Source organism: Parathalassolituus penaei, assembly GCF_026626885.1.
Taxonomy (GTDB): domain Bacteria; phylum Pseudomonadota; class Gammaproteobacteria; order Pseudomonadales; family Oceanobacteraceae; genus Oceanobacter; species Oceanobacter penaei.
On sequence record NZ_JAPNOA010000018.1, the window covers coordinates 115,250 to 134,826 of the forward strand.

Consider the following 19,577-nt stretch of genomic DNA (forward strand, 5'->3'; position numbering starts at 1 on the left):
GATGTTATGTCGATTCTGATTGTGCCCGGTTATCAGGGCAGCGGAGCGGCTCATTGGCAAAGCTGGTTGCACCAGCAACATACCGATAGTCGCCGGTTGACCGGTGTTGATTGGCAGCGGCCGGTGTTATTCCGCTGGGCGCGTGCCATTCGTGATGAGTTGTTGGCGGCGCGTGAGCCGGTGACAGTGGTGGCACACAGCTTTGGTTGTCTGGCTGCCGCCGTGGCGGTGGAGCAGTGCCCGCAAAAAGTCGCGGGTGTGGTGATGGTGGCACCGGCCGATCCACAACGGTTTTCGGTATGGGGCAAGCGTACCCACTGGCGCGCCTTTGCCAAGGGTGTGGATCAGCATCTGCCGCTAAACGGGCTGGGTGTTCCGGGGGTTCTGGTGGGCAGTCGTAACGACCCGTGGATGGCGCTGGATGATGCTGCGGCGTTGGCCGAACGCTGGCGGTTGTCGTTCTACGACGCTGGCCTGGCGGGTCATATCAATGCCGATTCCGGTTATGGCCCGTGGCCGTGGATAACCGATTTGCTGGCCAACACTGATCTGGTGACCCGCAGTCGTCTGGTCGATCGACAGCAACCGGTGCGGTTTTATTCCTGACAGGAGCACATCAATATGGCGATGCAACAGCCACCGCGGAGGCAACTCCCCGGTGGCTTTTTTGTATGCGGCATTCCTGCGTTGCGTTCCTGCATTCGATAACTGCATTCGATAATTGCACGACCTGCACGGCTTTTTAATTTGCCAGGCCGCTTGCCCTCCTGGGGGACCTTGTCCCCCGGCCGGGCGGGCCTCCCCCTGCTTTTGCCCTGCTGGGCTCGTGCCTCCGAAATTCACCGACAACGGCGTTTCGACCCCGGCCCGATGGCACATCCCTGTGCCAACGGGCCTTGCGGGGCATCCATGCCCCGGCTGGGTCGGCCGTTGCGATGAATCCCGGCTCGCCCAGATGGGCATTGGGCAGCCAGCTGCGCTGGGCAAAATTGGTGTGCTGGTGGATGCTGTTCGTCCGACTTCTGGCGGCTGCTCGGCTTGTTAATTGGCCCGGCCGCTTGCCCTCCTGGGGGACCTTGTCCCCCGGCCGGGCGGGCCTCCCCCTGCTTTTGCCCTGCTGGGCTCGTGTCTCCGAAATTCACCGACAACGGCGTTTCGACCCCGGCCCGATGGCACGTCCTTGTGCCAACGGGCCTTGCAGGGCATCCATGCCCCGGCCGGGTCGGCCATTGCGGTGAATTCCGGCTCGCCCAGATGGGCATTTTGTAGCCACCTTTGGTGGGTGACATCGGTGTGCTGGTGGATACTGTTCGTCCGACGTCCGACGTCCGACGTCCGACGTCCGACTTCTGGCAGCTGCTCGGCTTTTTAATTTGCCTGGCCGCTTGCCCTCCTGGGGGACCTTGTCCCCCGGCCGGGCGGGCCTCCCCCTGCTTTTGCCCTGCTGGGCTCGTGCCTCCGAAATTCACCGACAACGGCGTTTCGACCCCGGCCCGATGGCACATCCCTGTGCCAACGGGCCTTGCGGGGCATCCATGCCCCGGCCGGGTCGGCCATTGCGGTGAATTCCGGCTCGCCCAGATGGGCATTTTGTAGCCAGCTGCGCTGGGCAAAATTGGTGTGCTGGTGGATGCTGTTCGTCAGACGTCAGACGTCAGACGCCCCAGCATTAGCTGTTTTGTGGCAAAGCTTGTGATTTTTTCTTATTTCCACCGCCGCAGGCCGATCGATAGACTTTTGAAATTGGTTATCAGGGGGTGGTTATGTCAGATCTGGAAGTTATAAAAAGCACCCGGCCGGGTGTCAGGGAGCGGTTATGAGCGGGTTGTCCCGACATTCGGTTTTACCCGGTTTTGGCCTGTCGTTGGGTTACACGCTGGTGTACCTGTCGCTGATTGTATTGCTGCCACTGGCGGCGGTGTTCGCCAAAACCATGAGCCTGTCGTTTGTTGAGTTCTGGGCGATTGTTACCGAGCCACGGGTGCTGGCGTCGTACCGGTTGTCGTTTGGCACGTCGCTGCTGGCGGCGTTGATCAATACGGTGTTTGGCCTGCTGCTGGCGTGGGCGCTGGTGCGTTATTCGTTCCCCGGCAAAAAGCTGGTGGATGCCCTGGTTGATCTGCCGTTTGCGCTGCCGACCGCCGTGGCGGGGATCGCGCTGACCGCTCTGTATGCTCCGAACGGCTGGCTGGGGCAGTTTATTCAGGGTGATCTCGGGATCAAGGTGGCGTTTACGCCGCTGGGGATTCTGGTGGCGCTGGTGTTTATCGGTTTGCCGTTTGTGGTGCGTACCGTTCAGCCGATTCTGGAAGACCTCGACAGCGAGTTTGAAGAAGCCGCGGCCAGTCTGGGAGCCAGTCGCTGGCAGACCATCCGTTATGTGGTGTTGCCGGTGTTGTTGCCCGCCTTGTTAACCGGTTTTGCGTTGGCCTTCGCGCGGGCGGTGGGGGAGTACGGTTCGGTGATTTTTATCGCCGGTAACATTCCGATGGTGTCGGAAATTACCCCGCTGATGATCATCACCAAGCTGGAGCAATACAACTATGCCGGTGCTACGGCGATTGCGGTGGTGATGTTGCTGTTGTCGTTCCTGATGTTGTTGCTGGTGAATGGTCTGCAGGCCTGGACGGCCCGTCGCACCGGGAGGAATCGTTGATGAATGCGGTTGTTGCAAGCCTGCCGGGTGGCCGAACCTCGTCGCAAACCCGTTTTGAACGCAATTCCGCCACCGCCGAGCAGTCGTGGGTGCGTGCCGTGGTGTTAACGCTGGCGTTGGTGTTTTTTGGTCTGTTCCTGTTGTTGCCGTTAATCGCCGTGTTTGTGGAGGCGTTACGCAAAGGGCTGGAGGTGTACTGGACGGCGCTGGCCGATGCCGATGCGCTGGCGGCGGTGCGTCTGACCTTGCTGACGGCATTGATCGCCTTGCCGCTGAATCTGGTGTTCGGGGTGGCGGCGGCCTGGGCGATTGCGCGTTTCGAGTTTCGTGGCAAACACCTGCTGCTGACCCTGATTGATCTGCCGTTTTCGGTGTCGCCGGTGATTGTGGGCCTGATGTATGTGCTGCTGTTTGGGGCGCATGGCTGGTTTGGCAGCTGGCTGGCCGAACACGATATTCGCATCATTTTTGCCGTGCCCGGCATTGTGCTGGCGACTGTGTTTGTGACTTTTCCGTTTGTTGCACGCGAGCTGATTCCGCTGATGCAGGCACAAGGCAAGGAAGAGGAAGAGGCCGCAGTGGTGCTGGGAGCGCGTGGTTGGCAGGTGTTCTGGTACGTCACTCTGCCCAACATCAAATGGGGGCTGCTGTACGGTGTGATTCTCTGTAATGCGCGGGCGATGGGTGAATTTGGTGCGGTGTCGGTGGTATCCGGCCATATCCGCGGCCTGACCAACACCATGCCGTTACACGTCGAGATTCTCTACAACGAATACAACTTTGCGGCCGCCTTTGCGGTGGCTTCCCTGCTGGCGTTGCTGGCATTGCTGACCCTGGTGATCAAGACCTGGGTTGAACATCGCACCCACACCAGCGGCCATCGCCACTGAGGAGTTGAGCATGAGTATCCAGGTACGCAACCTGCAAAAACGTTTTGGTGACTTCACCGCGCTGGCCAATGTCAGCCTTGATTTTCCGGCTGGCGAGCTGGTGGCACTGCTGGGGCCGTCGGGCTGTGGCAAAACCACCCTGTTGCGGATCATCGCCGGGCTTGAACAGGCGGACTCCGGTCAGGTGTTGTTGGAAGGTGCCGATGCCTCCGACACCCATGTGCGGGAGCGTCAGGTCGGTTTTGTGTTTCAGCACTATGCCTTGTTCCGCCACATGACGGTGTTCGATAACGTCGCGTTTGGCCTGAGAATGCGCCCGCGCAGCACTCGTCCGGATGAGGCGACGATCAGACGCAAGGTCATGGAGTTGCTGGAGCTGGTGCAACTGGCCTGGCTGGCCGACCGCTTCCCGGCCCAGTTGTCCGGTGGTCAGCGCCAGCGTATTGCGCTGGCACGGGCCTTGGCGGTTGAGCCTCGGGTGTTGCTGCTGGATGAACCGTTTGGCGCGCTGGATGCCCAGGTGCGCAAGGAACTGCGGCGCTGGTTGCGCAAGTTGCACGACGAGCTGCATATCACCTCGATTTTTGTGACTCACGATCAGGAAGAAGCGCTGGAAGTAGCCGACCGCGTGGTGTTGATGGATCATGGCAAGGTTGAGCAGGTGGGCTCGCCCGAGCAGGTGTATAACCAGCCTGCGACGCCATTTGTGTATGGCTTCCTGGGTTCGGTTAACCGGATTCACGGCCAGTTTGATGCAGGCCATGTGCGGGTAGGGGATGATCGTTTGCCCCATAGCCCGGCCAGCCACAACGACATTCGCCACGGCAGTGATGTACAGGCATTTGTGCGTCCCCATGAGCTGGACATTGTGACCGACACCGACAGCCGTGCTGGTATCGCTGCTCGTGTGGATCGGGTGCTGCGTTTTGGCAGCAGCGCGCGGGTAGAGCTGGACGGTGTCGACAGCCTCAGCGGCCAGCGGTTTGAGGTGGAATTGCCAGACTCCCGCCTGTATGCACTCGATTTGCAAGCAGGACAGAATGTACGACTGCTGCCCACGCGGCTGGCAGTTTTTGAATCCAATCCGGGCCTGCCAGGAGGCAAGACGGCATGAACTTTCAACAGTTGCGGATTATCCGCGAAACCGTGCGGCGTGATTTTAATCTCACCGACGTTGCCAATGCCCTGTTTACCTCACAGTCCGGTGTCTCGCGCCATATCAAGGATCTGGAAGACGAGCTGGGTGTTGAGCTGTACGTGCGTAAGGGTAAGCGTTTGCTGGGGCTGACCGAGCCGGGCCAGCAGATGCTGAAAATCGTTGAACGTATGCTGCTGGACGCCAGCAACATCCGTAATCTGGCTGAACAGTACAGTCAGCAAGACACCGGTCAGCTCACCATTGCTACCACCCACACTCAGGCGCGTTATGTGTTACCAGCGGTGGTGACGCGCTTTCGTCAGCAGTTTCCGGGCGTGCACCTGAAATTGCATCAGGGCAGTCCGGGAGAAATTGCGCGGATGCTGCAACAGGGCGAGGCGGACATTGCGCTGGCGACGGAAGCGCTGGCGGATTTTGATCAGTTAACCGCTTTTCCGCTGTATCAGTGGCATCACGCTGTGGTGGTATCGGCTGGTCATCCGCTGGCATTGCAGGTGCTGGAGCGGGGCGAAACGCTGTCGCTGGAGGCGATTGCCGAACATCCGATTATTACCTATCACGAAGGGTTTACCGGTCGTGGTCGTATTGAACAGGCATTTCGCGATGCGGGCGTAACACCGGATGTGGTGATGTCGGCGCTGGATGCCGACGTGATCAAGTCGTATGTCGAGCTGGGGTTGGGCATTGGCATTATTGCCTCGGTGGCGTTTTCGGCCGAACGTGACCACAACCTGCGCCTGTTAGCTGCGAATCATCTGTTTCCGGTCAACGAAACCAAACTGGCCCTTCGCCGTGGCCATTTGTTACGTCAGTACGCCTATCGGTTTATCGAAATGTGCTCACCCGAGCTGACTGAAACCTATGTGGTTCAGCAGCTGGCAGAAGCTGCGGATGTCGGGATTTAATCGGACGTTCGTACGGGAGTGTTTTGGGGGTAGAAGTGTATTTTCGGGGGCGTATTTGTCGCCGCACACGATTCGCGCCCCGGAATCGGAATGTGTCGGTAATTTTTCTGAATATTGCACTGATTTTTCGCTAGCATATCCAAATATTCCTGAATATATCGAAATGTTTCAGGGTGGCTCTTTTTGTATTGGACATTGGTCGAATTATTCGACCAAAGTTTAAACATACCGGCTCGAATCGCGGCGTCGGACTCTTTAGCGTTGATCCTGATCACACAATAAACCTGATAAAGAGATCGACGATATGGCAATTCAACAACGCAAGGATGGCGCCGAACATCCGTATTGGCCGGCTGGGCCATTCAAAATACGTTTACCCTTTGTGCATTATCGCTGGGAGTTTCCGGAGATGGTGCAGGGGCTGGTGATGTTTGTGGTCGGTCTGGCCATGATTCCGCTGCTGCAAAAATATCTGGGTATGCCTTACGAGGCCGCACTCGCATTCTGTTTTATCGCCGGTATTGGTTACATGCTGCCAGCGCTGCTGGGTGTGCCGCTGGTGCCGGGCTGGATTACACCAGCGATTCCGGTGGTGATTCTGTTTCTGAACGGTTATGAACCGGGGCCGGAAGCCATCAAGGCCATGTTTGCCCTGCAAATTGAGGTTATGGTGATTTTCCTGATTCTCGGCCTCACCGGCTGGGGTTCAAAACTGGTGAATGTGATTCCGAACTCGCTGAAGTCGGGGATTATTATCGGTGCCGGTATCGCCGCCATGATGGGTGAATTAAAAGCCGGTGGTCGTATCGACAATACACCGATTTCCCTGATTGCCGGTTCCATTGTTGCCGCCTATATCCTGTTTTCGCTGTCGTTCAAAAACGTGGTGGAGCAATCGGCCTTTGCCCGTAAGATCGCCAACTTCGGTATGGTGCCAGGTATGCTGGTGGCCATGGCGATTGGCTGGATTGTGGGTGAATACCCGCTGCCGGATATCCAGTGGGGTATTACCCATCCGGATTTCGAGCTGATGTCGCAATATCTGATCATGAGCATCGGTTTCCCGGAGCTGGATATGTTCCTGCTGGCGATTCCAACCGCACTGATCGCCTATGTGATTGCCTTTGGTGACATTCTGGTCGGCACCACGCTGGTGGCGCGTGTGGATCGTGAACGCCCGGATGAACAGATCGAAATCAGCGTTGACCGCATTCACGTGGTGACCGCTATTCGTAATGCCCTGCATGCCTTCCTGGCACCGTGGCCTGGCCTGTCTGGCCCGCTGTTCACCGCCGCGCATGCAACCGTAGCCGAACGTTACGCGATGGGCCGCAAGGCGATGGATTCTATCTACAGTGGTGGTGGTACGTTCTGGGTAACCGGTTTCCTGGCGCTGTTCTGCCTGCCGCTGGTTTCCATGTTCAAACCCGTGCTGCCAATTGCGCTGTCGCTGACGCTGGTGCTGACCGCTTACATCTGCATCATGGTGGGGATGGAGCAGTTGAAAAACTCAGCCGAGCGCGGCGTTGCTGGTATCGTGGCGGTGACGTTGGCCATGCCTGATCCAAAGTCCACTGTGTATGCGGTGGTGATTGGTCTGGTGTTGTATTTCCTGATTGAACGTCCGCGTTTACTGGGTAAACACAAAGAGGAAGATGAGTTTATCTTTGCGGATGCCAAAACCTCGGAAGAAAGCCGGTAACGCTGGCGGCTGGCCGGGCCGCGATCGGATCTGGCGTCTGACGGCTACTCGGTTTGTTAATTGGCCAGGTCGCTTGCCCTCCTGAGGGGCTTGTCTGACGGCTACTCGGCTTGTTAATTGGCCAGACTGCTTGCCCTCCTGGGGGACCTTGTCCCCCGGCCGGGCGGGCCTCCCCCTGCTTTTGCCCGACTGGGCTCGTTTCTCCGAAATTCACCGACAACGGCTTTCGACCCCGGCCAGATGGTACATCCCTGTACCAACTGGCCTTGCGGGGCATCCATGCCCCGGCCGGGTCGGCCATTGCGGTGAATTCCGGCTCGCCCAGATGGGCATTGTGCAGCCAGCTGCGCTGGGCAAAATCGGTGTGTTGATGAATGCTGCTCGTCCGACGTCCGACGTCCGACGTCTGGCGCTTTGCGGCTACTCGGTTTGTTAAGTGGCCAGGCTGCTTGCCCTCCAGGGGGACCTTGTCCCCCGGCCGGGCGGGCCTCCCCCTGCTTTTGCCCGACTGGGCTCGTTTCTCCGAAATTCACCGACAATGGCGTTTCGACCCCGGCCCGATGGCACGTCCTTGTGCCAACGGGCCTTGCGGGGCATCCATGCCCCGGCCGGGTCGGCCATTGCGGTGAATTCCGGCTCGCCCAGATGGGCATTTAACGGTGGCCAGCTGCGCTGGGTGAAAACGGTGTTAATTCTCGTTCCCACGCTCCTGCGTGGGAATGTTGTGCTGGAGGTGTGGGTCTGGATGCTGTTCGTCCGACGTCCGACGTCCGACGTCTGGCGTCTGGCGTCTGGCGCTTTGCGGCTACTCGGCTTGTTAATTGGCTTGGCCTTTTGCCCTCCTGAGGGACCTTGTCCCCCGGCCGGGCGGGCCTCCCCCTGCTTTTGCCCGACTGGGCTCGTTTCTCCGAAATTCACCGACAACGGCTGTTCGACCCCGGCCTGATGGCACGTCCCTGTGCCAACGGGGCTGGCGGGGCATCCATGCCCCGGCTGGGTCGGCCATTGCGGTGAGTTCCGGCTCGCCCAGATGGGCATTGTGCAGCCAGCTGCGCTGGGCGAGAGCGGTTTTGTGGTAGGAGCGCGCCGTTGGCCGCGATGGCGTGGCGGTTGTTCCCGGCGTTGATGGATGCTGTTCGTCCGACGTCCGACGTCCGACGTCCGACGTCCGACGTCCGAAAATGCGAGCCAGTTGGCGTAGATACAGTTTCGCAACAGGCTGTCACAATGTGATTCAAGCGCTGACAGTCTGGTACGGCCACCGGTGATATGCTGTACAAAGATTAAACAGGGGTGTTCCACATGAGTGACGTCGGCTCCCTCTCTGCCAGTTATTCTTCTTATTCAGGCGCGTCTGCCAGTACTCAGGCCAGTGCGCAGCAGTTGTCGTCCGGGCAACGTATTTCAAGTGCGGCCGGTGACGCCGCCGGCATGGCCATTGGCTCGCGGATGTCGGCGCAGCTGAGTGGTATGGATATGGCGGCCCGCAACAGTATGGACGGTGTGTCGATGGTGCAAACCGCCAGCGGTGCGCTGGATACTTTGACCTCCAATATGTCGCGGATGCGTGAACTCGCTGTGCAGGCGGGTAACGGCACGCTCAATGATTCCGATCGGGCGGCGATCCAGTCGGAGATCAATCAGCTTAACGAACAGAACTCCAGCCTGCTGGAAGATGCCAACTACAACGGTCAGGCGCTGTTTCAGAACAGCCAGCCAATGCAGCTGCAGACCGGCCCGAATGCCGGTGATACCACCGAGCTGGCAACCGGTGATCTGCTGCAAACTCTGAAAGATTCCGGGGTGTTTTCGTTGGACGTCAGCAGCTCGGATGCTGCGAGTATGAGTCTGTCGACGCTGGATCTGGCGCTGTCGCAGGTAGGTGAGCGGCAATCGGGGCTGGGCGCGTTAAGTAACCGGCTTGATAGCAATCTCGATAACCTGGCAGAACGGCGACTGAATACCGCCGCCGCACAAAGCCGGATTATGGATACTGATATTGCCAAGGCGGCCAGTGAGTGGAGTTCATCGCAGATAAAAGATCAGATGCAGCTGGCCATGCAGGCGCAAGCCAATGCCCATGCGGGTGATATGTTGCAGTTGCTGGGCTGACGGGGTGGCTCAATAAGTGGATGTGCGAGTGTTGGGAAGTGCTTGTTTGTTCTGACGAGCGGTTGTTTGACGTTGGTTTGAGTGTTTTGACGTTGGCTTGAATAGTTTGAAGTTGTCAGTAGCAAGATGTTGGTTATAGCTCAGGGGTAACACCACGCGGTGTTACCCCTTTTTTTGTACAGCGGGTTTTGCCCCATACGCTTTCGGTACGAGTTTTCTCTATGAGGCGTGCGCAGGGCAAACCGGCTTACAGGCTGATGGTATCCAGCACGTCGTACATCTTCTGCAGCCATACTTTCACACGCTGACGCTCCAGCATACCCAGGGTTTCAATGCTGTCGCCCTTGTTGTTGATGGCTTTCCAGAAGCTGGTGTTGTGCAGGTCGATCTTCTGCATGGAGCCTTCGTTCAGCTTCGGCATGGAGATGATGGTGGCACCCAGCTCTTCCGCGCGGGCTTTTTCGGCAGACTGTTCGAAAATGGAGAAGTCGGAGCAACGGCCGTAGTTCTGCACCAGAATGTAGTTCGGCTTGTCGCCGTAGGTGTCGAACAGGTGGTTCAGCAGGTTAACGGAATCCTTGCTGCCATCGATCACGTGCCAGAAGTTCACCTGAATACCCAGTTCATCAAACAGGGTAAACAGGTCTGAATCTTCCACCCAACGCGCTACCGGAGCAAACGTCTGTGCTGCCAGATCAATCAGCACACTGTGCTCAGGATCTTCTGCAAAACACTCACCAATCAGGTCCAGGCTTTCGTAACTGTCGACCACGGTTTTGTGGGCGTAATCTTCGTAGAAACGACGGAAAGACTGGTGGGAACGGTCGGTGTCGAAACCGGTGAATGGTTTCTTCTGGTCAATAAAGTACTGGGCCAGAACACGAGACAGCACTGACTTGCCAACGCCGCCTTTTTCACCGCCGATAAAGTTAAGAGATCCCATGGTTTTCAGTTCCTTGCTTGAGTGGTAAGGCTGGTGGTTTCTGTCGTGAAAGTCAGCCGTCCGGATAGGGGCGTGAACCTTAGGGATAATTGCGCAGACATGCAACAGGAAAGGAGCGGGTGGTTCAGACGGTGTGGACTTTATTGGCAGAGTGCCGGGTATTGGCTGGATAAGATGGCTGTATGTGCTTATCATGGGTACATTGTACACGGAGGTTCCGGGTGATTACCTTTATCGAACTGGAAAGTTTCAGGAAGCGCCGTAGCACCTTGATGGACGATGACGAGTTCCGGGAGTTGCAGCAAACGCTTATTGTCAATCCGGAGCTGGGTCCGGTGATATCTGGTACGGGAGGCTTTCGCAAGTTGCGCTGGTCCCGTCCCGGGGCGGGCAAAAGTGGCGGAGTCAGAGTGATCTATTACAACCGTTCAGAGACTACGGGGCGTGTGTATCTGGCACTGATCTACGCGAAAAATGAAGCTGACAACCTGACCGCTGAACAGAAACACCTGCTGAAGGCTGTTGTAGAAAAGCTTAAGTGAGGCATTCAATGAAAGACGAACTTTTTGCCGATTTATTGGCCAGTGCCGAAGAAATGGTAGCGATTGAAACAGGAGTCAAAGCTCCGGCTCCTGAAGCTGTTCATGTCTTTGATACCGTCGACGTGCGTGCGATTCGCGAGGCGACAGGACGCAGTCGAGACGAATTTGCTGTTTTGATTGGCACCAGTGTGGAAACCGTAAAAAGCTGGGAAAACAGACGCCGTAATCCAACGGGTCCTACTCAGAAGCTGTTGCTGTTGATCCAGCATAATCCGGTGGCGATGACAGCCATTCTCGAACAAGGTGCTCATTAACAGGGGTGGGGTTACAAGGTGGCGGCATGACGGAGCAGGCTAGCTCATCTTGGATAGATTTAATTCAGATGATGTATTACGCGTTACGCCTGACGGCGCAACGCTAATACATCTACGGTGCTGTTCTCTGGACTCCAGACTGGAGCATCACACCTTGCGTGCCTTGATGGCGCGGCCTTTTACTTTGCCTTTGGTCAGCATGGTTAATGCCAGGCTGGCGCGTGGGCGTGGCACGGCGACGTAGGCGACAAAGTCCATCACGTCGATCTTGCCGATTTCATTACCATCCAGACCGCCAGCGGCGGTGAGGGCGCCAACGATGTCGCCCGGGCGCAGTTTGTCTTTACGACCCGCTGCCAGACACAGGGTAACCATGGCCGGGCGTTGCGGGTTGAGGCTGCGGTTACCCAGTTCAACCGGGCTGATCAGCTGGATGTCGGCCTGTTGCTGTTCGCGAATGGCGTTCTGTTTGTAGTCTTCGCTGCTGCTCACCAGGCTGATGGCGATACCTTCTTTACCGGCGCGGCCAGTACGACCGATACGGTGGGTGTACACCTCGGTATCGCGTGGCAGTTCGTAGTTGATTACCGCTGGCAGGTCGTCAACGTCGAGGCCGCGGGCGGCAACGTCGGTGGCGATCAGGAAGTTGGCGCTGTTCTGTTTGAAGCAGGTTAACACCTGATCACGCTCGCGTTGTTCCATATCACCGTGAATCGGCAGGGCGATGTAGCCGAGGTCTTTCAGGTGACGGGCGGTTTCTTCGGTGGTCTGACGGGTGTTACAGAAGATCACCGCTTGCTGCAGGTTGTAGTTGGCCAGTACGCGTTCGAGAGTGCCCAGGCGCTGGTCGCGTTCGGTCAGCACAAACGCCTGACGAATGCTGCTGGCGGTGTGCAAGGATTCAACTTTGACCGATTTTGGCTCCTGCTGGATGCGCGCGCTCAGCTGCTGAATGTTGTCTGGGTAAGTAGCGGAGAACAGCAGGGTCTGGCGGTCTTCCGGGGTGTGGCCAATGATGTGGTGAATGTCTTCGGTGAAGCCCATGTCGAGCATACGGTCGGCTTCGTCCAGCACCAGCATCTGCACTTCATCAATGCGCAGGGTGTTCTTGCGCAGGTGATCCTTGATGCGGCCCGGTGTGCCCACCACGATATGCGCGCCGTGCTCCAGCGAGGCGATTTGTGGTCCGATGGAGACGCCACCACACAGTACGACAATTTTTACGTTGGGTTGGAAACGCGCCAGGCGCCGCAGCTCGGTGGCTACCTGGGTGGCCAGTTCGCGGGTTGGGCACAACACCAGACCCTGACAGCCAAAGAAGCGCGGGTTGATACCGAGCAGCAATGGCAGGCCGAAGCTGGCGGTTTTACCGGAACCGGTGCGTGCCTGGGCAATCAGGTCGTGACCTTCCAGCGCCAGCGGCAGGGCCTGCTGCTGGATGGCGGTCATTTCCTTGTAACCAAGGCTGTCGAGGTTTTCGAGCAGGGCGGCCGGCAGTGGCAGCGAGGCGAAACTGGATGCGGTCATGAACTGGCTCCGTGGCGACGACGCAGCAACACGCCGGTTTCAATGTGTTCGGTGTACGGGAACTGGTCAAACAGGGCCAGACGTACAATGTCGTGAGTGGTGGTTAACACCTGCAGGTTCTGTTGCAGGGTTTCCGGGTTACAGGAAATGTACAGAATGTTGTCGTAACCCTGGGTCTGGCGCACGGATTCGTCGTCGAGACCGGCGCGTGGCGGGTCGACCAGAACGGTACGGAAATCATAAGACGCCAGATCAACACCTTTCAGGCGTTCGAATTGTTGTTCGCCACGCAGGGCGGTCACAAATTCTTCGCTCGACAGTCTGGCAATAATCAGATTGTCGATCTCATTTTTGGCTATATTAATCTGGGCGGCTGCAACCGAGGTTTTGGAAATCTCGGTGGCCAGTACGCGCTCAAAGCGGTCGGCCAGTGCAATCGAGAAGTTGCCGTTACCGCAGTAAAGCTCCAGCAAGTCTCCACCCATCCCGGTCAGGCATTCACGCGCCCATGACAACATGCGGCAGTTCATGCCGCCGTTTGGCTGTGTGAAGCCGCCTTCAATCTGGCGATAGTGGAGCTGCAGGCCATCAACCGGCAGGCACTCGTTCACGTAGTCACGATCCAGCACGATCTTCTGTTTTTTGGAGCGGCCAATCACCGGGAAACCGAGGGTGGCCATCAGCTGGCGTGCGGCTTCTTGCCATTCGTCTTCGAGTTTTTTGTGGTAGATCAGCGTGATCAGGGCGTCGCCACTGAGGGTGGTCAGAAACTCTACCTGAAACAGGCGATGACGCAGGATGTGATGCTGGTGCAGCTGGTCGAGCAGCTCCTGCATCAGGCGGTTGATCAGCGGAGCGGCAATCGGGAATTCGCGGACCTCGTAAACCTTGCTGCGATCACCCGGTTCAAACATGGCGTAAAAGCAACGTTCAGCCGTGTGCCACAGCCGGAATTCGGCACGCAGACGGAAGTGGCTGGGCGCGCTGGCGTGAACTTCAACGGCGGGTGGGTTGAACTCCGCCATCAGGCTTTGCAGCCGTTGGCTCTTTTGTTCCAGAAGTTCGGCGTAGCGTTCGGGGTCGACCCCGTGCTGGTACAAGTCGGACATATTTGTGGGTAAGCTCTGCGCTCGGTACGTTAGGTTCGCGTTCGAAAAAGCCGGGCATTATACGGTAAAGTCGGCGCGATGTTCGTATTTTGTGCGATTGCGCAAGCTGCCAGACAAGAATTGATAACCATAACAATAACAGCGTCATGATCTTGCCGGTGCCGTGGAGTGCAATGTGGCGGGGTCATTGCTGCAGGGGCATGAATGGCATGAGTAACGTTCTGGATGAATTGCTGGATCTTTTGGGGCTGGAGGCGATTGGTATGAATCGTTTCCGGGGCCGCTGTCAGGATCTCGGCTTTCGCAGTCTGTTTGGTGGGCAGGTGCTGGGGCAGGGGTTATCTGCTGCCATGCAAACCTTGCCCGGTGATTCGGGGCAGGGCTGGTGGCCCAACTCCCTGCACGCCTATTTTCTGCGCCCTGGTTCGGTGACTGAAAGCATCGAGCTGGAGGTGTCACTGCTGCGCGATGGCCGCAGCTTCGCCAATCGGCAGGTTATCGTCAGTCAGAAAGGCAAGGCACTGCTGTCGATGATCTGTTCGTTCCATCGGCCGGAAGACGGCTTCGAGCATCAGACCATCAAGCCGGATGTGCCCGGCCCGGAGGGTATTGCCTCGCAGGTGGAGCTGGCGCGTCAGTGGCGCGATCACTTCCCAGAACGTTTGCGGCCGCTCTACACTGCCGACAAGCCCATCGAAATGCGGGTGTTGAACCCGGTCAATATTTTCTCGCCTGAAGCCCGCGCCCCGGAAAAGGTGGTGTGGATGCGTGCCGATGACATGCTCGGCGGCAGTGTGCGCGAGCATACCTCGTTGCTGGCGTATGCCTCGGATTTCAACCTGATTACCACGGCGTTGTATCCGCATGGGGTGTCGGTGTATCAAAAGGATATGCAGGTCGCGAGTCTTGATCACAGCATCTGGTTTCATCGCCCGTTCCGGATGGATGAGTGGTTGCTGTATTGCATCGACAGCCCGAGTGCCAGTGGTGGGCGAGGGTTCTGTCGGGGGCAGATTTTCAGTGCTAGCGGTGAGCTGGTGGCGTCGGTGGCGCAGGAAGGTTTGATACGCAAACGGTGAGCGAGAGTGTTTTGTGTTCCCACGCCCCTCGGCAAAAAATCACCGTTGATACATGAAATGTGCCTGATCTTCAGATTGACCCGACATGGCATAGCCGTTTAACTGGCCGTTTTATGTATCCAGGGGATTACTCATGAACAATCTGACGACCATCCTGATGGATCTGCTCTGTTATCTCTCGGTAGAACCGGACAACGGTTACGACCCGGATGAAACGGCGGATTTGCAGATCAATGCCTGGCAAACCCTGATTCACGATCTGACGGAAGAAGAGTCGGAACTGATAAAAGAGGCCGCCCGTGTGAAGCTGGCGGCGATGGAAGGCATTCAGAATCCATCCGCCGAGCAGGAGCAGGTGATGGATATTCTGGCCGCGTTTGTGGACGGTGAGCTGCAGTAACGGACTGAAGCCGACGCTGGCGGGTGTCAGTATCAGCAGCCACCGTCGGTGAGAACCGGTGGCCATCCTGGAGGGCTGTTGTTGATCAGCGGCCTTCGAAGACCGGTCTGGTTTTGCTGCGCCAGGCTTCCATGCCACGATCGGCGTCTTCGCTGAACATCATGCGGTCGCTTTGCAGGCGGGTCTGGTACTGGATTTCGGTCGGGGTTTTGCCCATGGCGTCCAGGCACATGCGTTTGCTGTACTGCACCACCAGCGGTGCGTTGTCGGCCAGAATACGCGCCATACGCATGGCTTCTTCACGTTCCTTGCCCGGTGCCACCAGACGGTTGGCAAAGCCGACATCGTAGGCGCGCTGGCCACTGATGGGCTCGGCCAGCATGATCATTTCCATGGCCAGACGGGCAGGCATGCGTTTCACCGCGCCGATAATCAGGCCGTTGGAGAAGCCCAGCTTGGCTTCCGGGTAGTTGAAGACGGTTTCGTCACTCACCACGATGAAGTCGCACATCGACACCAGTGATACCCCAATACCAATGACCTTCTGGTTAGCGGCCACGATGATGGGTTTGTCGGTCTGGAAACCGATTTCCGGAATGGCTTCCCAGATATTTTCCGGTGGCTCGAACAGGTCGGCTCCCGCACAAAACACGCGCTCATCGTTGGATACCAGCACCGCCACCCGATCATCACTGGCGGCAAAACGTTTGAAGCAATCACGCAGTTCCGCCGCCATGCGGAACGAGATGGCGTTACGCTTGTCCGCCCGATTCAGGGCAATGGTGGCGATGCCATCGTTTGATTGGTAATCCATGAATTCATACATCGGCGGTTCCTCTGCTTTTATTTTGATTAGGGTTTATTTTGATTGGGCAAGGATGAACTTAAATTCTGAAATATAGAATTGAATTTCATACAGCGCCGCTGATGATCAAAAGCGTCGAAAGCGCACTCAACCACCCGCTGCAATTGTTCACCAAATACAGCCTGCGCTCAGCGGCCACCTGCACCTCTGTCGGGCTGGTATTGCTGGCGCATCAGGCTAGTGAGGTGATCGAGAACTTTGCCAATAATCTGGTTCCGGCGACACCAAAATCCATGACGTCCGCCGACGTTCTGCGGGAGCGCCTGCACAACATTCGTCACAGCGGTCATGTGATTGTGCGCGACGAATGGCAGTTCGGACTGTTGGCGGTATCGGTGGCGATCTACGAAAACGGCGAAGTCTCCGCCTGCATCACCATTTCCGGCACCTCGGACCGCCTGACCGCAGCCGTTGCCGAAAGCCTGTTACCCGCCATGCACAAAGCGGCAGCCGATATCAGCACGCTGATGCGCGGCGGATTCGGGCGTTAGTGGCCTTGTTGCTGGATTTCCGCACCGCAGGGTGGTTTAGCCGAGCGTCGCCCGGCTGGGGCGTAATCCATCAAACCATTCGATGTATTATTCGGTTCGCCTGGTGGCGTACACGCTAATACATCCTACAAAACTCCGATATCGTCTACCTCAATCCACCCAATCTTCCACCCGCAATCCCGGCACTCGTTCAAACTCCCTGAGGTTATTGGTCACCAGTATCAGCCCCTGGCTGCGGGCGTGTCCGGCGATCATTTGGTCGTAGTGACGTAGGATGTAATAGCCGAAGGCGTATTACATCAAGCCATTCGATGTATTACGCGGTTCGCCTGGCGGCGTACTCGCCAATACATTCTGCCAAACTCGGCTGGCACTGACCCGAGCTGGTGCTTACACCATGCCCGAGGCCATCAGTTGTTTGATGTCTTTCATCGGTGGTGCGCCGAACATGCGGCTGTATTCGCGGCTGAACTGGGAGGGGCTTTCGTAGCCGACTTCATAGGCGGCTTGGGAGGCTTCGAGTTGTTCGGCCAGCATCAGACGACGGGCTTCGCTCAGGCGAATCCGTTTGATGAATTGCAGCGGGGTCATGGCAGTCATGGCGCGGAAGTGGCTGTGGAACGCCGATACACTCAGGCCGGCGTCGCTGGCGAGGTCTTCAATTCGGACCGGGTGTTTGAAGTGGGTTTTTAACCATTCAATCACGCGGGCGATCTGGTGGCTGTGGCTACCGCTGGTGATGATGTTGCGCAGACGTGGTCCCTGATCGCTTTTTAACAGGCGATAGAAAATCTCCTGCTGGATCAGTGGTGCAAGGGTAGGGATGTCATCGGGCTGATCCAGCAGGCCCAGCAGGCGTTCGAATGCTCCGCGCAGATCGGCCGACAGATCACTCACGGCAACGCCCAGACGATCATCTTTCTGACGGCTGTTCTGTACCGGGTTGTCGATCATCAGTTGTGAGATGAGTTTGAGGTTCAGCTCCATGGTCAGGCCGAGGTAGGGCGCATCCGCGCTGGCGTCGGTGATCTGCGACACCACTGGCAGCTCAATGGAGGTAATCAGGAAGGTGTTGCAGTCGTAGACGAAGGCATCTTCGCCCAGAAACAGGCGTTTCTGGCCCTGGCCGATCAGGCAAATGCTGGGCGACAGCATGTAACTGACCGGTTCGGTCGGGTGTTCCCAACGATGCAGGGTCAGCCCCGGAATGGAGGGGGTCAGTCGATTGCCAAATGCCAGATGACGATTGATCTGGCTGGCCAGTGTCGTAACTGGCGGTGATGTTGAATTGCCTGATTCTATTGCCATGGCGTTTCTCCCGTCTTTTATGGAGATGGATGCTAGCACCGCTCGCGAACAGGCGCACAAGGCTTGCCTGATATTCGCAGAATCTGGCAATAAACTCGCAGGATCAGGCAAGTTGGATTGTTATGGCTCATGGGATCTATGAGTGTCGCGAATTAATAACTGCAGGGCTTCGTAGAATCAGGCAAAAACTGGCGAGGATTGGTCTACCGGCTGCAAGCGCCCGGACGCTTTAATGGACGCCATTGTTTCGAGAGTGAAATCCATCGTCCGAGGGAGATTTTTATGGCGAACAAATCCCGTATCAGTCCAGCCGCTTTGTTGGCGATTGCTGGTCTTTCCGGTGAAGTCAACGCAGCTGAAGCCCAGACTGTGTATCCGGCTGGCACTCTGCCGACCTTCACTGGCCCGGAAGCCATGTTCACCGGCAAGGTGGATGTGCAGATGGCTTTTCCGGGTGACAACACTCCCTACTCAGGCGCGTTTGTAACCTTCCAGCCGAGTGCACGTACGGCCTGGCACGATCATCCGGCGGGTCAGCACATGGTGGTGACCAAAGGCACGGCGATTACGGCAACCCGTGATGGTCAGGTGGTCAGTTTTTCTGAAGGTGAAGCGGTGTGGTGCCCGGAAGGGGTTGATCACTGGCACGGTGCTACACCGCATGCGGCCATGACCCATTTTGTGGTGACTGGCAGCAAGGACAACAGCGCTGTTAACTGGAAAGACAAGGTTTCGGATGCCCAATATCAGGCCGCGCTGGATGCTCTGAAAGGCACTGCCCCCGAGATCAAACGGCTGACCATTCGGGAACAGCAGCTGGTCGTCGCGGTTGCGTTTGCCGCAGCGGATGATCTGGGATCGCTGCGGGCGGTGTTTGATGAGTCGCTGGAAGCCGGAGTCACGATCAATGATCTGTCCGAATCCATGGTGCATCTGTACCCGTACGGCGGTTTTCCAAAATCCCTGAATGGTCTGGGTACCCTGATGGCGGTGGTGAACGAACGTAAGGCTGCCGGTAAAAAAGACGTAGAGGGCGCAGAGCCACAACCTCTGCCAGCACCGGATCAGGCGGAAGCGCTGGGCAAAAAAGTCCAGACCGAGCTGGTGGGGCATCCGGTAAGCGGCCCATTGTTCGACTTTGAACCAGTGGCCAACACTTTCCTGCAGAAACATCTGTTTGGTGATGTGTTCGCCCGTGGCCTGTTCAGCAATCAGGAACGGGAAATCCTGACGGTGGCAATTCTGGCCAGTATGCCGGGTGCTGCTCCGCAGCTGAATTCCCACATTGGTATGTCGCTGCACACCGGCGTCAGCCCGGAAACACTGCAGGAACTGGCCAGCTTGCTGGAATTCCGCGTCAGCCGTGCCACGGGGTTGCGCGTAAGCAGCGCACTGACGGCTGTACAAAACTGATCGGTTATCTCCCTTACGATGGGGAATCAGCTCCCGGTACAGGCGTTCGGGAGTGCGGTGAGTCTCTGATCGTAACCATCTTGCCCCGGTCCCCGGCCGGGGATTTTTTATTCTGCTGGTAGGTTGGTGTTCTCAGGGATACGCCGATTCTGCGGCCAAAGT

General features: G+C 57.4%; 18 protein-coding genes. 13 read left to right on the forward strand and 5 right to left on the reverse strand.

Annotated elements, in window-relative coordinates:
- Positions 1–6 precede the first annotated feature (6 nt).
- From OUO13_RS05180 to OUO13_RS05210, 7 genes are all read left to right on the forward strand, one after another.
- Complete coding sequence (locus OUO13_RS05180) at positions 7–606, forward strand: RBBP9/YdeN family alpha/beta hydrolase (RefSeq protein ID WP_283172792.1); 600 nt, start codon at positions 7–9, stop codon at positions 604–606.
- A gap of 1,210 nt (positions 607–1,816) precedes the next feature.
- Entirely contained in the window at positions 1,817–2,656 is an 840-nt protein-coding gene (gene cysT / locus OUO13_RS05185; RefSeq protein WP_283172793.1) for a sulfate ABC transporter permease subunit CysT, read from the forward strand.
- Positions 2,656–3,546 (forward strand): sulfate ABC transporter permease subunit CysW, encoded by an 891-nt coding sequence (gene cysW, locus OUO13_RS05190; protein ID WP_283172794.1) that lies wholly within the window; start codon positions 2,656–2,658, stop codon positions 3,544–3,546. Before cysT ends, cysW begins: the two co-directional genes overlap by 1 nt.
- A gap of 10 nt (positions 3,547–3,556) precedes the next feature.
- Positions 3,557–4,660, forward strand: a complete 1,104-nt coding sequence (locus OUO13_RS05195; RefSeq protein WP_283172795.1) for a sulfate/molybdate ABC transporter ATP-binding protein — start codon at positions 3,557–3,559, stop codon at positions 4,658–4,660.
- Positions 4,657–5,610, forward strand: a complete 954-nt coding sequence (locus tag OUO13_RS05200; RefSeq protein WP_283172796.1) for a CysB family HTH-type transcriptional regulator — start codon at positions 4,657–4,659, stop codon at positions 5,608–5,610. The genes OUO13_RS05195 and OUO13_RS05200 overlap by 4 nt, the downstream gene beginning before the upstream one ends.
- 304 nt (positions 5,611–5,914) lie before the next feature.
- Positions 5,915–7,312 (forward strand): solute carrier family 23 protein, encoded by a 1,398-nt coding sequence (locus OUO13_RS05205; RefSeq protein ID WP_283172797.1) that lies wholly within the window; start codon positions 5,915–5,917, stop codon positions 7,310–7,312.
- Positions 7,313–8,614: 1,302 nt separating this feature from the next.
- Positions 8,615–9,424: a flagellin N-terminal helical domain-containing protein gene (locus tag OUO13_RS05210; RefSeq protein WP_283172798.1), complete on the forward strand. Its 810-nt coding sequence runs from the start codon at positions 8,615–8,617 to the stop codon at positions 9,422–9,424.
- A 247-nt stretch (positions 9,425–9,671) separates the two neighbouring features.
- Here OUO13_RS05210 and OUO13_RS05215 read toward each other — a convergent pair whose 3' ends face one another.
- Positions 9,672–10,367, reverse strand: coding sequence for a P-loop NTPase family protein (locus OUO13_RS05215; RefSeq protein ID WP_283172799.1), 696 nt, complete (start codon positions 10,365–10,367; stop codon positions 9,672–9,674).
- Between the two features lie 221 nt (positions 10,368–10,588).
- Between OUO13_RS05215 and OUO13_RS05220 the strand changes: the two genes are divergently transcribed.
- Both OUO13_RS05220 and nadS read left to right on the forward strand, forming a co-directional pair.
- A complete protein-coding gene (locus OUO13_RS05220; RefSeq protein ID WP_283172800.1) occupies positions 10,589–10,909 on the forward strand; it encodes a type II toxin-antitoxin system RelE/ParE family toxin in 321 nt (106 codons plus the stop codon).
- An 8-nt stretch (positions 10,910–10,917) separates the two neighbouring features.
- Positions 10,918–11,223, forward strand: a complete 306-nt coding sequence (gene nadS, locus OUO13_RS05225) for a NadS family protein (protein ID WP_283172801.1) — start codon at positions 10,918–10,920, stop codon at positions 11,221–11,223.
- A 147-nt stretch (positions 11,224–11,370) separates the two neighbouring features.
- Here nadS and dbpA read toward each other — a convergent pair whose 3' ends face one another.
- Both dbpA and trmA read right to left on the reverse strand, forming a co-directional pair.
- The gene (gene dbpA, locus OUO13_RS05230; protein ID WP_283172802.1) at positions 11,371–12,750 is read right to left on the reverse strand and encodes an ATP-dependent RNA helicase DbpA; all 1,380 of its coding nucleotides are present in this window, start codon (positions 12,748–12,750) and stop codon (positions 11,371–11,373) included.
- Positions 12,747–13,859 carry a tRNA (uridine(54)-C5)-methyltransferase TrmA gene (trmA, locus tag OUO13_RS05235; RefSeq protein WP_283172803.1) on the reverse strand — a complete coding sequence of 371 codons (1,113 nt, stop codon included), beginning with the start codon at positions 13,857–13,859 and terminating at the stop codon, positions 12,747–12,749. Before trmA ends, dbpA begins: the two co-directional genes overlap by 4 nt.
- 209 nt (positions 13,860–14,068) lie before the next feature.
- Between trmA and OUO13_RS05240 the strand changes: the two genes are divergently transcribed.
- Both OUO13_RS05240 and OUO13_RS05245 read left to right on the forward strand, forming a co-directional pair.
- Positions 14,069–14,938 (forward strand): acyl-CoA thioesterase, encoded by an 870-nt coding sequence (locus OUO13_RS05240; protein WP_283172804.1) that lies wholly within the window; start codon positions 14,069–14,071, stop codon positions 14,936–14,938.
- 133 nt (positions 14,939–15,071) lie between these two features.
- Complete coding sequence (locus tag OUO13_RS05245; protein WP_283172805.1) at positions 15,072–15,338, forward strand: hypothetical protein; 267 nt, start codon at positions 15,072–15,074, stop codon at positions 15,336–15,338.
- 85 nt (positions 15,339–15,423) lie between these two features.
- Here OUO13_RS05245 and OUO13_RS05250 read toward each other — a convergent pair whose 3' ends face one another.
- The gene (locus OUO13_RS05250) at positions 15,424–16,164 is read right to left on the reverse strand and encodes an enoyl-CoA hydratase/isomerase family protein (protein ID WP_283172806.1); all 741 of its coding nucleotides are present in this window, start codon (positions 16,162–16,164) and stop codon (positions 15,424–15,426) included.
- A 101-nt stretch (positions 16,165–16,265) separates the two neighbouring features.
- On the opposite strand from OUO13_RS05250, the gene OUO13_RS05255 reads away from it, so the two are divergent.
- On the forward strand, positions 16,266–16,694 hold the full coding sequence (locus tag OUO13_RS05255) for an IclR family transcriptional regulator domain-containing protein (RefSeq protein ID WP_283172807.1): 429 nt from the start codon (positions 16,266–16,268) through the stop codon (positions 16,692–16,694).
- 390 nt (positions 16,695–17,084) lie between these two features.
- Here OUO13_RS05255 and OUO13_RS05265 read toward each other — a convergent pair whose 3' ends face one another.
- Positions 17,085–18,002 (reverse strand): AraC family transcriptional regulator, encoded by a 918-nt coding sequence (locus OUO13_RS05265; protein WP_283172808.1) that lies wholly within the window; start codon positions 18,000–18,002, stop codon positions 17,085–17,087.
- 282 nt (positions 18,003–18,284) lie between these two features.
- On the opposite strand from OUO13_RS05265, the gene OUO13_RS05270 reads away from it, so the two are divergent.
- Positions 18,285–19,415, forward strand: coding sequence for a cupin domain-containing carboxymuconolactone decarboxylase family protein (locus OUO13_RS05270; RefSeq protein ID WP_283172809.1), 1,131 nt, complete (start codon positions 18,285–18,287; stop codon positions 19,413–19,415).
- Positions 19,416–19,577: the final 162 nt, after the last annotated feature.

Coding starts and splice junctions, on each gene's coding strand:
- nadS (WP_283172801.1), top strand. CDS start 10,918: ATGAAAGACGAACTTTTTGCCGATTTATTGGCCAGTGCCGAAGAAATG.
- OUO13_RS05240 (WP_283172804.1), top strand. CDS start 14,069: ATGAGTAACGTTCTGGATGAATTGCTGGATCTTTTGGGGCTGGAGGCG.
- OUO13_RS05265 (WP_283172808.1), bottom strand. CDS start 18,002: ATGGCAATAGAATCAGGCAATTCAACATCACCGCCAGTTACGACACTG.
- OUO13_RS05270 (WP_283172809.1), top strand. CDS start 18,285: ATGGCGAACAAATCCCGTATCAGTCCAGCCGCTTTGTTGGCGATTGCT.
- OUO13_RS05215 (WP_283172799.1), bottom strand. CDS start 10,367: ATGGGATCTCTTAACTTTATCGGCGGTGAAAAAGGCGGCGTTGGCAAG.
- cysT (WP_283172793.1), top strand. CDS start 1,817: ATGAGCGGGTTGTCCCGACATTCGGTTTTACCCGGTTTTGGCCTGTCG.
- OUO13_RS05200 (WP_283172796.1), top strand. CDS start 4,657: ATGAACTTTCAACAGTTGCGGATTATCCGCGAAACCGTGCGGCGTGAT.
- OUO13_RS05195 (WP_283172795.1), top strand. CDS start 3,557: ATGAGTATCCAGGTACGCAACCTGCAAAAACGTTTTGGTGACTTCACC.
- OUO13_RS05205 (WP_283172797.1), top strand. CDS start 5,915: ATGGCAATTCAACAACGCAAGGATGGCGCCGAACATCCGTATTGGCCG.
- OUO13_RS05255 (WP_283172807.1), top strand. CDS start 16,266: ATGATCAAAAGCGTCGAAAGCGCACTCAACCACCCGCTGCAATTGTTC.
- trmA (WP_283172803.1), bottom strand. CDS start 13,859: ATGTCCGACTTGTACCAGCACGGGGTCGACCCCGAACGCTACGCCGAA.
- cysW (WP_283172794.1), top strand. CDS start 2,656: ATGAATGCGGTTGTTGCAAGCCTGCCGGGTGGCCGAACCTCGTCGCAA.
- OUO13_RS05210 (WP_283172798.1), top strand. CDS start 8,615: ATGAGTGACGTCGGCTCCCTCTCTGCCAGTTATTCTTCTTATTCAGGC.
- OUO13_RS05245 (WP_283172805.1), top strand. CDS start 15,072: ATGAACAATCTGACGACCATCCTGATGGATCTGCTCTGTTATCTCTCG.
- OUO13_RS05180 (WP_283172792.1), top strand. CDS start 7: ATGTCGATTCTGATTGTGCCCGGTTATCAGGGCAGCGGAGCGGCTCAT.
- OUO13_RS05250 (WP_283172806.1), bottom strand. CDS start 16,164: ATGTATGAATTCATGGATTACCAATCAAACGATGGCATCGCCACCATT.
- dbpA (WP_283172802.1), bottom strand. CDS start 12,750: ATGACCGCATCCAGTTTCGCCTCGCTGCCACTGCCGGCCGCCCTGCTC.